At 43.8% G+C, this 15,166-nt stretch carries 16 protein-coding genes; all 16 read left to right on the top strand.

The window, feature by feature from the left end; translation table 11 throughout:
* Positions 1-44: 44 nt before the first annotated feature.
* The 16 genes from terS to CJU60_RS08840 all read left to right on the top strand — a co-directional run bounded on the left by terS (position 45) and on the right by CJU60_RS08840 (position 15,166).
* Positions 45-779 (top strand): phage terminase small subunit, encoded by a 735-nt coding sequence (gene terS / locus CJU60_RS08910; RefSeq protein WP_095713572.1) that lies wholly within the window; start codon positions 45-47, stop codon positions 777-779.
* A complete protein-coding gene (locus CJU60_RS08905) occupies positions 772-2,010 on the top strand; it encodes a PBSX family phage terminase large subunit (RefSeq protein WP_095713571.1) in 1,239 nt (412 codons plus the stop codon). Before terS ends, CJU60_RS08905 begins: the two co-directional genes overlap by 8 nt.
* Positions 2,011-2,021: 11 nt before the next feature.
* Complete coding sequence (locus tag CJU60_RS08900; protein WP_095713570.1) at positions 2,022-3,419, top strand: phage portal protein; 1,398 nt, start codon at positions 2,022-2,024, stop codon at positions 3,417-3,419.
* A gap of 142 nt (positions 3,420-3,561) precedes the next feature.
* Complete coding sequence (locus CJU60_RS08895; protein ID WP_095713569.1) at positions 3,562-4,281, top strand: DUF4355 domain-containing protein; 720 nt, start codon at positions 3,562-3,564, stop codon at positions 4,279-4,281.
* Between the two features lie 14 nt (positions 4,282-4,295).
* A complete protein-coding gene (locus CJU60_RS08890; RefSeq protein WP_095713568.1) occupies positions 4,296-5,156 on the top strand; it encodes a phage major capsid protein in 861 nt (286 codons plus the stop codon).
* Between the two features lie 14 nt (positions 5,157-5,170).
* Positions 5,171-5,335, top strand: coding sequence for a hypothetical protein (locus CJU60_RS21560; protein WP_176471074.1), 165 nt, complete (start codon positions 5,171-5,173; stop codon positions 5,333-5,335).
* A gap of 11 nt (positions 5,336-5,346) precedes the next feature.
* Positions 5,347-6,225: a phage minor head protein gene (locus CJU60_RS08885; RefSeq protein ID WP_095713567.1), complete on the top strand. Its 879-nt coding sequence runs from the start codon at positions 5,347-5,349 to the stop codon at positions 6,223-6,225.
* 14 nt (positions 6,226-6,239) lie between these two features.
* Entirely contained in the window at positions 6,240-6,575 is a 336-nt protein-coding gene (locus CJU60_RS08880) for a phage head-tail connector protein (protein WP_095713566.1), read from the top strand.
* Between the two features lie 4 nt (positions 6,576-6,579).
* Entirely contained in the window at positions 6,580-7,083 is a 504-nt protein-coding gene (locus tag CJU60_RS08875; protein WP_095713565.1) for a hypothetical protein, read from the top strand.
* Positions 7,083-7,472, top strand: coding sequence for a hypothetical protein (locus CJU60_RS08870; RefSeq protein WP_095713564.1), 390 nt, complete (start codon positions 7,083-7,085; stop codon positions 7,470-7,472). Before CJU60_RS08875 ends, CJU60_RS08870 begins: the two co-directional genes overlap by 1 nt.
* On the top strand, positions 7,429-7,899 hold the full coding sequence (locus tag CJU60_RS08865; protein WP_026113688.1) for a phage neck terminator protein: 471 nt from the start codon (positions 7,429-7,431) through the stop codon (positions 7,897-7,899). Before CJU60_RS08870 ends, CJU60_RS08865 begins: the two co-directional genes overlap by 44 nt.
* A gap of 5 nt (positions 7,900-7,904) precedes the next feature.
* Positions 7,905-8,936 carry a DUF3383 family protein gene (locus CJU60_RS08860; RefSeq protein ID WP_095713563.1) on the top strand — a complete coding sequence of 344 codons (1,032 nt, stop codon included), beginning with the start codon at positions 7,905-7,907 and terminating at the stop codon, positions 8,934-8,936.
* Between the two features lie 14 nt (positions 8,937-8,950).
* Entirely contained in the window at positions 8,951-9,346 is a 396-nt protein-coding gene (locus tag CJU60_RS08855; RefSeq protein WP_095713562.1) for a phage structural protein, read from the top strand.
* Positions 9,347-9,464: 118 nt separating this feature from the next.
* Positions 9,465-9,761, top strand: coding sequence for a hypothetical protein (locus tag CJU60_RS08850; protein ID WP_085186916.1), 297 nt, complete (start codon positions 9,465-9,467; stop codon positions 9,759-9,761).
* A gap of 158 nt (positions 9,762-9,919) precedes the next feature.
* Positions 9,920-14,611 (top strand): transglycosylase SLT domain-containing protein, encoded by a 4,692-nt coding sequence (locus tag CJU60_RS08845; RefSeq protein ID WP_095713561.1) that lies wholly within the window; start codon positions 9,920-9,922, stop codon positions 14,609-14,611.
* The gene (locus CJU60_RS08840) at positions 14,612-15,166 is read left to right on the top strand and encodes a LysM peptidoglycan-binding domain-containing protein (RefSeq protein ID WP_095713560.1); all 555 of its coding nucleotides are present in this window, start codon (positions 14,612-14,614) and stop codon (positions 15,164-15,166) included.

The following is a 15,166-nucleotide window of genomic DNA, read 5'->3' as shown; positions in this document are numbered from 1 at the left end:
TCTCCAAAACAACTCAATTAAAAAGGGGGCGGCGGTGAATGTAGATGGCTGAGAAGCACATTCAGGCGCAGAAAGATTACGTCAAAGGTATGAAATACAAGGACCTTGCCGAGAAATACGGGGTGTCAGTGAACACCATAAAATCGTGGAAACAGCGGCATGGTTGGGAAAGAAAAAAGGGTGCACCCACTGAAAAAAGTGTGCACACAAAAAAGGCAGGCGCACCACCCGGCAACAAAAATGCAGTCGGGAACAACGGCGGCGCCCCACAGAGGAATCAAAATGCTGTGACTCACGGCTTTTTCTCTAAATTCCTGCCAGAAGAAACTCTTGAAATCATGGAAGAGATTCAGGAGCGGTCGCCTGCTGATATGATATGGGATCAGATACAGATTCAATATGCAGCTATTATCCGGGCGCAGCGCATTATGTTTGTACAGAATAAAGACGACCTTGCAAAAGAGCTGAAAAAAGCGAAATACGTTTATCAACCTCAAGAGGACGAAGATGGCAACGAGTATTTTGAAAAGTCCATTGCTGAAGAAGAACTTGAAATACAATTTGCTTGGGATCGTCATGCTACATTCTTGAATGCCCAATCTCGGGCAATGGGAGAGCTAAGGGGTTTGATCAAACAGTTTGACCAGCTGGCTCACGAAGCAGACGAGCGGCGCCTTAAATTGGAGCAAATGCGCTTGAATATCGAGAAAACAAGAGCAGTTGTTAAAAATGGTGGCGCTGATATAAAAGTTGAGATAGTGAATGATTTAGATGATTAATACTGTACGCGTCAGTTTAAAAGAGATTGTTGGCGGCGGTTATAAAACCTTCTGGAATTATGAAGGTCGTTATCGTGTGGTAAAGGGCGGCCGTGGTTCTAAAAAATCCACCACAACTGCACTGAACATTATTTACCGCATGATGCAATTCCCTCAAGCAAATACGCTTGTTGTGAGGAAGGTTTTCAAAGATCATAAAGATTCAACATATGCTCAGCTTAAATGGGCTATTAGACGCCTTAAAGTTGAACACCTATGGGAATGGACTAAAAGCCCATTGGAGATCAGATACAAGCCGACAGGACAGAAGATTTTGTTTCGTGGTTTAGACGATCCAATGAGTGTAACTTCAATCACAGTTGATGTAGGGTACCTCTGCTGGGCTTGGTTTGAGGAAGCATATCAGATATTAAACGAAGACGATTTTAACAAAGTTGATATGAGTATTCGGGGTGAATTGCCACCCGGATATTTTAAGCAAATAACGCTGTCATTTAACCCGTGGAATGAAAAACACTGGTTGAAGCGGCGTTTTTTTGATGTTCAAGACAACAATATTTTGGCTCTCACTACGAATTACAAATGCAATGAATTTCTAGGTGATGATGACAGGCAGCTATTTGACTGGATGAAAAAGAACAATCTCCGGCGTTACAAAATTGAAGGTTTGGGCGAATGGGGGATTGCAGAAGGTGCAATCTTTACGAACTGGCGTGAATTTGCCTTTGATCGTTTTGAGATAGCGAAGCGTGAAGGTATCAAATCGGCTTTCGGTTTGGACTTTGGGTTTACAACTGATCCATCTGCTCTGGCGTGTTCATTAGTGGATATTAAAAACCGAGAGCTTTATATATTTGATGAAATGTATAAGCCGGGGCTCTTAAATAACGAGATAGCAGAAACTATCACTGATATGGGTTACAGAAAAGAACTGATTATCGCTGATTCAGCTGAGCAAAAAAGTATTGCAGAGCTCCGTAAATACGGCTTAAAGAAGATCAAGCCGGCTGAGAAGGGGCCTGACAGCATTAAAGCAGGCATCCAGTTCCTGCAGCAGTTCACCATCTTTATTCATCCGAAATGTTCGAATGCTGCAATGGAATTTAGTAACTATGTGTGGGACAAAAACAAAGACGGCAAGCTTATCAATAAGCCTATAGATGAGTATAACCATTTCATTGATGCGCTTCGGTATAGCATGGAGCCAATCAAAAAGCGCGTGCGATTGTAGGAGATGAAACCATGAAAGAATTCATAAATCTTATTCAGCAGAATGGTATCAATGGAAATATCATTAAGCTGATGATTGAGGAGCATCGACCCATTAGGGACAAAATGATCAAGCTATATGCACGATACAAGGCTGATCCCTCTGGTGTTCCTATTCTTACAAGAAAATTAATTGACTATGATGGTATTGGTAATGAAGCAGTAAAGCGGATCGATGACAAGGTCAATAATAAATTGAACAACTCTTTTGATTCCGAAATCATAGATACAAAAACAGGGTATATGTTTGGTCACCCAATCACCTATGAAACCGAAGATGTAGCTCTCAAGGAATTGGTCAGTACATTCAATACTAGAAATAACATTGAGGACTCTGATTCTGAACTAGGGAAAACAGCTTCTATATGTGGATACGGTGCCCGGTTACTTTATGTTGATGAGGAAGGTAATGAGCGGCTACGCAATGTTGATCCTTGGGAAGCTATTATTCTTGCTTCTGACGACATTACAGAGCCGACATTTGGGTTGCGTTATTATCAAGTGTTTGAGTGGTCCGGTGAAACGAAAGTAACATCATATCGGGCCGATTTCTATGATGCTACGTACATTTATTCTTTCAAGTCGTCAGATAAAGAGCTTTATCAATTGATCGAACGAAAACCGCACATGTTTGACGGCTGCCCTTTGTTTGGTGTGCCTAATAACAAAGAACTGAAAGGCGACACAGAAAAGGTTATTTCTCTAATTGATGCATATGATCGAACTCTTTCTGATGCTTCTAATGAGATTGAGCAGTTTCGTCTTGCTTATCTGATTGTAAAAGGGGCTTCACTGGATGAGGAAGATATGGAGAATCTGAAAAAAAGCGGTGTTTTTGAAGTATTTGACGAAAATGGCGATGTGAAATTTCTAACCAAGGAAATCAACGATACTATGATTGAAAATCATTTGAACCGGTTGGAAGAAAACATTCTTCGTTTCGCAAAGACGGTCAATTTCTCAGATGGCTCATTTGGTGGAACTATAACGGGTGTTGCTATGCGTTACAAACTTATGGCCTTAGAGCATAAAGCAATTACAATGGAACGCAAAATGACAGCAGCATTCCGGTATCAGTATAAAATTCTTTGCTCAGCATGGGACAAGAAGATCCTTGCAGACAAAAATGGGTATTTGAAACTTTGGTTTCAATTCAAAAGGAATTTACCTGTAAATATTCTTGAAGAGGCTCAAGCGTCTGCGCAACTCAAAGGGCAAGTTAGTGAAGAAACACGACTGGCTCTATTATCCTTCGTTGATGATGTGCGTTTTGAGCTTGAAAGAATGGCAGCGGAACGAGATGCCTATGATCTTGAGGGAAACTACATTGAAGAACAGGAACAACACGAAGATTACGGATTACAAAAATAAAATATATAAAGTACAGCAACTCACTTCTTGAGGGGCTTTTTTCATGCCTTTTTTTCGCGTTGTAGGCGTTAAAGAGCAACCGAAATACTTTTGTACTTATTAGGGGCTAGGGCAACTGATAAGGGCAAGGAGGCTATACAGAATGAAACAATTAAATGCACAGTCATTGAAGTTTTTTAGTAATGAAAGATTACCACTTCACTTAAAAAATATGCAGTTTTTCGCTGAAGGCGAAGAAGGTGGTTCTACTGCTGATCCAGCAGGTAATCAGGATTCCGGTAATGCAGGAAACAATCCGTCACCGACACCTCAGCTGGGCGGCAGTGAAATAACATTAGATGCTGTACGTAATTTTGTTGAGAACAACGAACAGGGGAAAAAATGGCTGCAATCATTTTCAGACAGCAGGGTTACAGATGCTATTAAGACTTATGAATCAAAAACCTTGCCGAAGAAACTTGAAGAAGAGATCTCAAAAAGGTTTCCGCCTGAAACGGAAGAACAAAAACAATTACGTGAGCTGCAAGATAAATTTCAAAGCTTAGAGCAGGAGAAAGTGCGCGAAACTTTGAGGAATAAAGCTTTGTCAATTGCTACTGAAAAAGGATTGCCAACCAACTTGGTGGACTTTTTTATCGGACAAGATGAAGCGGCAACTGAACAAAATCTTGGCGTGCTTTCAGAAGCATTCAAAACATTTCAGCAAAACATTGTAAATGAACAGTTCAAGCAAGGTGGTTCAACACCACCACCATCAGGTGGCTCCCCAACACCATTAACGCATGAGGCAATTGAAAAGATGACACCTGATGAAATCAATAAAAACTGGGATCGAATTCAAGAGTTTTACAAAGGAAAATAGGAGGATGAAAAAACATGGCATTAAACAATTTTATTCCTACACTCTGGAGCGCAAGGCTACTTTATAACCTACAAAAGAACCTTGTTTATGGACAACCGGGCGTAATCAATAGAGATTATGAAGGTGAAATCAAGAACCTTGGTGATTCAGTAACAATTAACAACATCGGTCGAGTAAGTGTAGGAGATTACACAAAAAATGCTGATATGGATAGTCCACAAACACTGGATGATCAATCACGCAAACTTGTCATTACCGAAATGAAATATTTCAACTTCCAGATTGATGATGTGGACAAGATCCAGCAAAACCCTAAATTAATGGATGAAGCTATGAAAGAGGCGGCATACGCGCTTAAAAATAAAGCAGATTCGTTTATTGCTTCTCAATACGTAAACGCAGCTCATATGATCGGTAGTGATACAAATGTTGTTACACCAACAAAGAATGATGCTTATGAGTATCTTGTTGATTTGTCAGTAAAACTGGATGAAGCGGATGTCCCGGAACAAGGGCGATGGGCGGTTGTTCCACCATGGTATGAAGGTTTAATGCTGAAAGATGATCGTTTTGTTAAAGCTGGCAACATGTCTTCCGAAGATCGTTTGATGAACGGCGTAGTAGGACAAGCTGCAGGATTCTTGATTCTAAAGTCAAATAACGCGCCAGTATCCACTCCGGAAGGTGGAACAGAAAATCATAAGATTATCGCCGGTCATAATATTGCATGGTCATATGCGGATCAAGCGGCTCAAGTTGAGGCTTACCGTCCTGAAAAACGTTTTGCTGATGCAGTTAAAGGACTTCATCTGTATGGTGCAAAGGTAACTAGACCGGAAGCGCTGGCCGTTCTGAGTGCAGCCCGTCCGAAATAAGGAGGGATTTTTTTATGTGGATTCAAAATACTGAAACTGATTCTACTTGGTTTGTGGGTGAAGAGCATGGCAATAAGCTTTTGAAGGAAGATAAATTTAAAAAAGTGCAGTCTCCCATTAAAAAAGCCGAAAAGAACAGTAAAAAAACTGTAGGTAAAGAAGCAGAAGCTGACGAGTAGGAGGGTAAGCGGTGGATAAAGAAAAAACTGAAAAAGAGCTTTTGAAGCCGTTGAACCGTAAAACCAAGGAATTCTTACGGAAACTCAAACGGCTTTTTCAGCGTGCTTCAAAAGATGTGCTGTCAAAGCTGACTGCGTTATTCGTCAAGCTTGATCAAATCGAAGAACCGACACTTGCTGACGCTAATCGGCACGGTGATCTAAACCGTATAAAGCGGGAACTCACCTCGTTAATTAGTGATCTTTCAGCAAAGGTCAAGGCTATGATTATAGAATTTCTCGAAGAAACCTACGAATCATCTTACAGCTGGCTGATCCTTGGCGTTCTGGCTACGTTAGGGATCAAACTTGCGCGGCCAAAGGCAACACTGAAACAGCTGAATTTGCCTGCTGAATGGGCTCCCGGAGACGTTCAGCGGGCTATTAAAAGTAAACAAATGGACAAAGCCATTGAAACTGATCGCAAAAAGACAATACAGCAGATTAACAAGACAATCGAACGCGGTTTTATTGAGCGGAAACGCTTTGCTCAGATAGCGAAGGAGCTGCAGACTGATGTCGGCCTGAGTTACAACCGATCAAAGCGCATTGCAAATACTGAAATGCATCGCACAAGGGAAAAGGCAATGCTCGACGCTGCTAAAAAAGCTCAGTCGCGGGGCATCAACATGAAAAAAATCTGGCACAACGTTGGTGATGAAAGAGTTCGTGAGACAAAACATGCGGATCATGTCCATTTAGAAGGGCAGGAACGCATGGTCAATCAGTTGTTTGATCTTGGCATCAATAAAAATGGTGTACATGTAACAGCAGAAGCGCCGGGGCAAAGCGGTGATCCACCAAATGATATTAATTGCCGATGCTTTGCGACATATGAACCGGTTCTTTGAAAGGAATGAGAGAAATGGACTTGGCAGAATTAAAAGTCAGGTTAGGGATTCCAGCTGATGACACATCCCAGGATGCAAAGCTACAAATAGACCTTGCAGACGCGATTTCTTTCGTTAAGGAGGAGTGCAATAACTCTTTTATCGGGCCAGATGGGGTTGAATCACTACCAGGCCCAGTGAAGAAAGGAATTGCTCTCATGATTGAAATTGATCGGGACAGCCCGAAAGGTGTTCAGTCTGAATCAATTGGCGGAATGAGCAAGACATACACGGCGGATGACGTAAGGTATAAACCAGCGCTTGATTTTTTTCGGCCATACAAAAAAATTCGTTTTAAACCACTGAGGTGATCAAATGGCACATAGAAACATTCGGGTACGAGATAGAAACCGTATTCCAGAAGTCATAAGAAACCTCGGTTCTGTCGGTAAGGTGAAAGTTGGAATCCTGGACAGTGAGCGGCAAATGATCGCGGCTGTTCATGAATTCGGCTGCCGTATTGCTGTAACTGATCGCATGCGGAACTATCTTGCTACAAAAGGGCTGTACCTCAAGAAAGAAACTCAATATATCAACATTCCAGAGCGTTCATTTATCCGTGCTGGATGGGACGAGAACGAGGAAGAGATCGTTCAAAAGGTAGAAGATCTGGTCAATAGAGCGTTAGAGAATGGCGATTCGATGAATGACATCATGGAAACAGTCGGCCTGCTTGCGAAAGGGCGGCTTCAAGTGTATGCCCGAGACTTGCGGGACCCGGCAAACCATCCATTTACAACCGAAGAGAAAGGCTCTTCAAATCCATTGGTCGATACCGGGGAAATGATTGGCTCTATGGATTATGAGGTTGAAAGCTGATGGATAATCATTTCATTTTTTCTGATCTGATTAAGCGGTACAGCGTTGATTTTACATTGCTTATTCCATCTGAAGAGGGTTCATACGATGATCTTGGCGAATGGGTGCCACCGAAGCCGACAAAATCAGACGAAAGAGGGGCAATAGTTCCTTTACAGTCTCAATTGATCTATCAATCTGGCGGCCGGCTTACATCTATGGACAGGCAGCTATTTATCAAGAAGGAGATTCCCCTGAAAGCTCAGGTGCTTTTTGATGGTGCCACCTTTGATATTGAAGCAATGACGCCTTATGGGACGTATGCCGATTTCAACAGCTATATCTTAAAGGCGGTGATCAATTCAGATGGACTACAACAGCATAATACAAACAGTCTTGGGACTGATTAGAGAGAAAACAGGCCATGTCGTTATCGTTGCAAATGGTACAGGGAAACAACCTGTCTATCCTTTTTGTACGTATACCGTGACATCCCCGTATTTGCCCCAACATAGAGGCATTGAAGAACAGGGAGTGTTAACGGAAGACATCGAGCTTGTTTTCTCTTTTACATGGGTTTCAAACAGCCATATTGAGGCCATTTCTCTTGCTCAACAAACAGCGGCGTACTTCAAAACAGCTGAAGCACGTCAAAAGCTTCATGATAATGGGCTGGCGTGGGTCAGGAACGACGGTTTCGGTAATCGAGATACATTTATCACGATTGACACAGAACGCCGTCACGGCTTCGATACGCGCTTTAGAACGCGTGTGTCTCATGGTGAAGCGAATGCAGAGGTTTTCGACTCTGTGCGAATTGAAAATACAGGAGGGTAAATCATATGCCACTTAGTGACGTTACAGTCAAAATTGACTTAGTGAAACCGTCCAGCCTTAAAGGATTGGGAACACCTCTGATTCTTGCGAAGGTAGACGGACACAACACATATAAAGAATATGGCTCATTAGAAGCCATTAAGGCAGACTATGCGGAAACCACAGCAGCATATAAAAAGGCTGCGGCTATTTTTGCGCAGGGTGACAATGCACCTTCAAAGGTTGCCATCGGTACTTATGGAGGCAGCACAGAAACACCAGAAGAAGGAGCTACTACACAAGCAACATTCTCCATTCGGAATGCGTTTGACGAGTATTTCGATAATGACTGGCACTTCCTGATCCTTGCTGATGCTACAGCGGATGAAAGACTGGAGGCTGCAAAAGCCATGGAAGAGAAGTCATATAAATTTGTAGTCTTACAGGTAACTGACCGTGAAGAAGTTGCTTCTTACAAAGGTAAGGACCGCACAATCGTTTTCTATCACCCGTTAAATGACGAGCATCCAGACGCTGGCCTTGTTGGTTCGGTTGCTTCTCATACAGTGGGTTCAGTAACTTGGAAGTTTAAAAATATCGTAGGTATCACGCCTCAAGATATTAAGGCAGACGAGTTGAAAAAGCTGCATACAGAAGGGGCTATTGCTTATGTAACCAAAGCGGGCCACAACGAGACATCCGAGGGCATTACTGCATCTGGGGAATATATCGACGTGCTGCACGGCAAAGACTGGGTGAAATTGAATATTGAAACCTCTATTCAATCAGCATTCTCAAACAACGGCAAAATCCCGTTCTCGAATGCTGGTTTTTCATTGCTGAGTGTACAGGTCACAAACGTTCTGCAAACAGCCTTTGCAAATGGCATCGTTGCTGAAGATGCAGACGGGCAGCCAGTGTATTCAATCAGCACTAAAACCCGTGATCAAATCACAGATGAAAACAGAAAAAATCGTGTATACGACGGCCTGTCATTTACTTTTGAGCTGGCTGGCGCAGTTCATTCTGCTGAAATCACTGGTGAAATCTCAATTTAAGGAGGATCTAAATAATGGCAGCATATGTTTATGATGCAAATGAAGTCAACACGAACATTGACGGGAAGGTCGTAACTGGTTATTCCGAGGGCACAATGGTTTCGTGTTCCAAAGACGAAGAAAAATTCTCAACGAAAGTCAGCGCCAAGGGTGATGTCAGCGTCGCGACGAAAAACAACCCCCTCGGAACCATCACACTGACTCTTTCCATGGGATCGCCATTTGTGCCATACCTGAACAAACTGGCTAATACAGCCCAAACATTCCCTATCTGGGTTACGGGCGGACAGGAAAAAATCGGCGGCACAGAAGCGATGGTCAAAAAACCTGCTGACGCTGAATTCAGTGACGAGATTGGAGATCGTGAGTTCGAGATTCAAGTCTTTGACTATACAGTATTGGAACAGTAATTAAGCTATGGCAAAAAAGAAGAAATCAAACGCAAAGAAGCAGAAATCAAACGCAAAGAAGCAGTCCAATAGGGCTGCTTTTCAATATATGCAAACTAAACAAGCGGAGGGAAAACCTATGTCAAAATTCGGTAAACAAAAGAAAGTAACTATCCACGAAACTGAGTACACTCTTCAACACCCGGGAACACGTCGTTCAATTGAATTTAACGATGAGGCTATCAATATCAATACAGGGATGTTTTCGTCTGCGAAACTGTATGAACTGTACATGAAAGAAGTAGTTGTTGAACCGAAAGTAAGCTATGACTATTTTGATAAGAAACCTGGTTTCCTTGAGCTGATGAAAGAGGTTCAAACCTTTCTTAGCGCCGAAACCGAAGCCGAAACAGTTCTACAAAAAGAAGGCGCGTGATAACTGGCCTATGTATCGGCTCGTGATGTCTGAGAAGTTTTCCTTCTCGGAGGTCGCGGCGATGGATCTCGACACGCTGCTGGAAGCAAACGCAGCCCTCGACATCCATATTGAGCAAGAAAACAAGAGGAACAAGAAGAAATGAGGGGGTATGAACGTTGTCAGACGCATTGAGAAGTACGCATATTGACGTTGAATTGAACGTTGATACCTCCCCTCTAGAAAGAGCAAATCAGCAAATAGATAGACTCGTTGATCATGTCGGCGATGCTGGCGGCAGTTTTTCACAGATGCGTACACGGATGGCTCAGGTTCAAAGGCAACAGCGGAATTTTAGAGACATCCATATGAGTATGATTTTGGACAACTCATCGTTGCAAACTGCCAGCCAAACAATTGAACGGCTAGGGCCTCAAATCGACTTAGTTACATCCCGTTTGAGCCAGCTGAATACTCAGGTACAAGAGACAAGCCGACTTATTCAAAGCCTTCCGTCTGAGGTCAATATCAATGTTGATCAGACGTCGATAACAAACGCCAATGAATCAATTGATCAACTCAGGCAGAATTTGAATAACGTCGATATGAGCCGTATCGGTACGCCCGCAGCAAACCTTACGCAGCAGAACACGCAAAGTGTTCAGAATAACGTGGCGGCGGTAGCTGTCCCTGCCCCGGACTACCGGGGAATCCGGCAGTATAGTCGGGAAATGGACTTTTTGCGCGGCTCCACCCGTGGACTAGAAGCCGATACAATACAAATGCTCAATGAAATGCGTCGAGCTTGGTATGAAGAACGATACGGCATGAACGGTTTCCGGAATGAATTGATCCGAGCCCAGTATGGTTTCTTTCAGCTAGGGAACCAGATGGACAGCTGGTCCGGTACCAATCAGCAGTTTATGGATGAAGTATACAGGCTAGGACGTGCTCACAAGCAAGTAACAGACAACATGATGAAAAACAACAAAATGATGCGCATGAGCATGCTGCAGACTGTAGGGACATTGATGGCCCGGTCCACTCAATCCGAGAAGATCGCGGCGAACTATGACCGAATGGGAAACCCGTTATATCAAGTCAATAAAGCGGGGCTTGCCGTATCGAATACGCTTGAGAACATGGCAAAGCAGGGTACTGCTGCGCATTTGGCTCTGAAAAGGCTCGGACCTACTGCCAACATGAAAGAGCTTAACGATATGACAATGATGATTACTCAGGGTTATATGCGTTTTCAAATGGTGGCACTGGGCGCGGCTTTTACAAACTTTTTCATGTTCCAAGGGCTTCATAAAGCGGCAACACAAACAGTTCCCGGCTATTCAAAAGCATGGGAAGAGATGTGCAGTACACTACTGAAAGCCATTCAGCCAGCAATCGAAGTGTTTGCGGCGTTTGCGATGGCGATATACAAGGGCATTACGGCCGTTGCGAAGCTGATCATTCAGTTTAATGAGGCGCACCCTGTACTCTCGAAAATGATCCAAGGGTTTATGCTTCTCATCCCTGTTTTAACCCTACTTTTATCGCCACTAGCGATAGGGGTAGGGTTAGTTAATGGGTTCCTTGGAGCTCTCAGCAGTTTGTGGATGTTCATTGGTCCAGTTGTAACCGGTTTGGCAGCAATGTCGGGCACGGTGTATGTCGTAGCTGGGGCAATCGTTCTCCTTGTAACCGGCATTTATTTGCTGTACAAGAATTTCGATAAGCTGCAGGAGAGGTTCAAGCCAGCAACAGACGCGATGAAACGCTTTGCTGACATGGGGAAATCGGCGGTTGTCGGTGCATTCCATACCATGATCAAAGAAGCTGAGGGTCTGAAGCCTGCATTCATGAAAGGATTCAAGGATGCTCAAAGCGTGGCCGTGGCAGCCATTCATAAAATGCAGTCTGAATCCTTGAAATTATGGGATCGTCTCGGTGAATCGCATCCACAGTTGGTGGCTGGAATTGAGTCGGCCTATAAAACGGCTGTGAAAACCGTGTCAGGCTTCATTCATAATGCCGGAAAGACAGTCTCGGACTTCTTCGGTAAAGGACTCTCAGACGGTCTAAACGGCATCGTAAAAGGATTCATGGAGCAGTTGAAAGTCGGTCTATCCAGCTTTAAAGGAATGGTTTCTCTTGTTGCTCCGTTTGTCGCGGCGATCGGACTTGCATTCCTCGGAGTGTCAGGGCCAATCGGTGTGGCTGTCGGTGCTATTTTGAGTGTTGCCGGCGCCTTGTATCGCATGCAACAAACAAACCAAAATGTAAGCCAGGCCTTAAAGACGGCATGGACATCGGTACAATCTGTTCTAACGACTGTTTTTCAGGCATTGCAGCCAATCATCAACACGCTTCAACAGTCTTTCGGGCAATTGGTTACGCAATTGACGCCACAGTTTCAGCAGCTGGCCGGACAACTTCAGCAGGCTTTCGTTCAAATAGGCGGCACGCTTGTTTTGTTTGCTGCAGCTATCTCGCAAACGTTCCAGACAATCGGTCCGCAAATCATGCCACTGATTCAGCAATTGCTTTCAGCTTGGATGCAGTTGTCGGGTACTTTATGGACAAGTGTCTTGCAAATAGCAAGCAGCATCCTACCGTTACTTGTTCAAGGCTTCCAGACGATTTTTCCAGTCATTCTGAGCGTAATTAATGCAGTGCTGCCAATCATTATTCAATTGATAGGCAGTTTCTCAGGAATCCTTGTTTCAATTGTGCAAAATGCCTTACCGATTTTGGTTCAAATGATTCAGCTTGCGTTCCCGTTGATCCTGAGCATTGTACAACAAGCTCTTCCGATTGTTTTGCAATTGATTCAGCTTTTAGGTTCATCCATCGGACAAATAGCGGTTCAAGTGCTGCCGTTAATTTTATCAGCGGTGCAGCAAGTGTTCCCGATTATTAAACAAGTCATCATGGCTGTTCTTCCAATCGTGGCTCAATTGCTTACTGTAGCGGCAACAATCATTTTACAGTTGGCGCAAGCAGCACTTCCTATTTTGATTCAAGTTGTGCAGCAGGTATTCCCGCAGATCATGCAAATCATACAAGCGGTACTTCCGATTGTTGTTTCTCTTTTGCAATTTCTGGCGAATATCATCACAACTGTGGTCATTCCAGCGATCCGTTTCATCCTAAATATCGTGACTGCTGTGTTTCCAGTTGTGCTCTCAATAATTCAAGTTGCACTTAAAAATATCATTGCGATAATACAGGGTGCAATCGGCATTATTATGGGAATAGTGAAGGTTTTCAAAGGCTTATTCACTGGGAATTTCCGCATGATGTGGGACGGAGTGAAGCAAATATTCTCAAGTGCAGTCGGAATGGTGAAAAAGCTTGTAAGCAATATGGGTTCAGCAATCACTGATAGATGGCTTTATATAAAAAATAAAGTCGCGTTATTGGCGCTTGATTTACGTCAAAAAGTTATGGACCGTTTCAATGATTTAGTCGAAGGGGCCAAGAAACTTCCGGGTAAAATCGGTGATGGAATTAAGAACATGGCTCATAAGGCTGTGTCTGGTGTGACTAGCTTAGCGAACAAACTTGCCGGAGCACTCGGAAAAGGCGTAAATGGTGTAATCGGCGGAGTGAACTGGGTCCTTGATAAGATCGGTTTGAAAGATAAGCATATCCCTAAATGGGAAGTACCTAAATATGCGCACGGAACCGGCGGACATCCGGGAGGCCCGGCGATACTGGGAGACGGTAAAGGGGCAAACGCTGGACCTGAAATGTATCGGACACCTTCAGGACACGTAGGGCTTAGCCCTGCAACAGATACACTGATGAACCTTCCGAAAGGCACTGAGGTGTTATCCGCAAAACAGACAAGGGCTGCTTTATCGGCTCTCCCTGCATATGGTAGTGGCAATGTTGGTGGAGGTATCTCAGGTGCTTTGGGTTGGGTCAAAGACAAGGCTACATCAGCAATAGATGGAGCAAAACATGTGGTGAAAAAAGCCAAAGACATAGCCCTTGATGTATTTGATTATGTCGGCCATCCATCCAAACTGTTAACGAAGGTCTTGGAAAATATGGGTGTTAAAGCTCCTTCTATGTCCGGATCGTTCGGCGATCTTGCAAAAGGAGCTTTTAATTTTGTTAAAGATAAAGCCATTGGTTTTGTTAAAGGCAAAATGTCCAGTTACGCTGAAAGCTTTTCAGGTGGCGGCTCAAAAGCCGTCAAAAAGTGGGTAGCTCAAGCGCTATCAATCAAGGGCCTTGGCTCTGAATATGCTGGCGCACTTGAAACCATTGCCATGAAAGAATCAGGCGGAAATCCTAATGTTGTGAACAGATGGGATTCAAACTGGAAAGCCGGGCACCCGTCTCAAGGGCTTATGCAGTTCATTCCAAGCACATTCAACGCTCACAAGGAACCGGGGCACGGAAATATTAAAAATCCAGTTGACCAGATCCTTGCTGCTATCAACTATTTGAACAGCAGATACGGCGGTATTTTAAAACACCCTGGGCTCGTTTCTATGGCTCATGGTGGGCCGTATAGAGGTTATGCGACAGGTGGAGTCATTAACAGCCCACAAGTCGCTGCGCTTGGTGAAAACGGCTTTAGGGAGTATGTCATCACAACTGAGCCACGATACAGAAACCAATCACTCGGAATGTATGCTGCACTCGGTCGGGAGCTTGGCGCCGATACTGGTTACACACCAGAAAAGGCTGCTACAAGCTCAAACAGTTCATCTGTCAATATCACGTTTAACCCGTCGATCAACGTAAAAGTTGAGGGCGGCAGTGAAGGGGCAGAAACAAAGGTGAAAAAGGCTGTAACTGAAACATTTGACGAAGTTTTCGACATGCTGAAGTCGCTTTATCCACCAGAGGGGGCTTATTAATTGGCGAAGCTCGGAAAGATTAATCTTGTAAACGAAAAGGAATCTGACGGTGCGGATGTGGAGGTTACTTCATATCCCGTTGAAAAAGGGGTCCCGATCACGGACCATGTACAAAGAAAGCCAGAGACGACAACAGTCTCTGGCTATTTATTAGGCAAAACAGCAAATAGTGATTATGAATATCTGAAAAAGCAGGCTTATGCTGGAACTCTTTTGACTTATACCGGGCGTAAGGTTGCTAAAAATGTGATCATCACAAAGATAGATCGCGACACAGGCGATTACACAAACGGTTTTGCTATTTCAATTGAGTTGCAAGAAATCCGTATTGCAAAAAGCCCGTGGGTCAAAAAGAAAGTGAAAACAGCCGGGAAAAAGAAGAAAGCCAGCAAGAAGAAAACAAAAAAATCTAACAAGCTATACCACAAGGTCAAGAAGGGTGACACTTATTGGGGCTGCGCTCGTAAATACGGCAGCACAGTAAATGCTTTGCGTCGGCTGAATCCGTGGCCGGACCGAAGAATTCCGATAGGGGTCAAAATGAGGATCAGATGA

It is taken from the genome of Bacillus sp. 7705b (genome assembly GCF_002289525.1).
Lineage (GTDB): Bacteria > Bacillota > Bacilli > Bacillales > Bacillaceae > Bacillus > Bacillus halotolerans.
The sequence above is the reverse complement of the archived record's forward strand: the minus strand, read 5'-3'. Positions and strand labels throughout refer to the sequence as shown.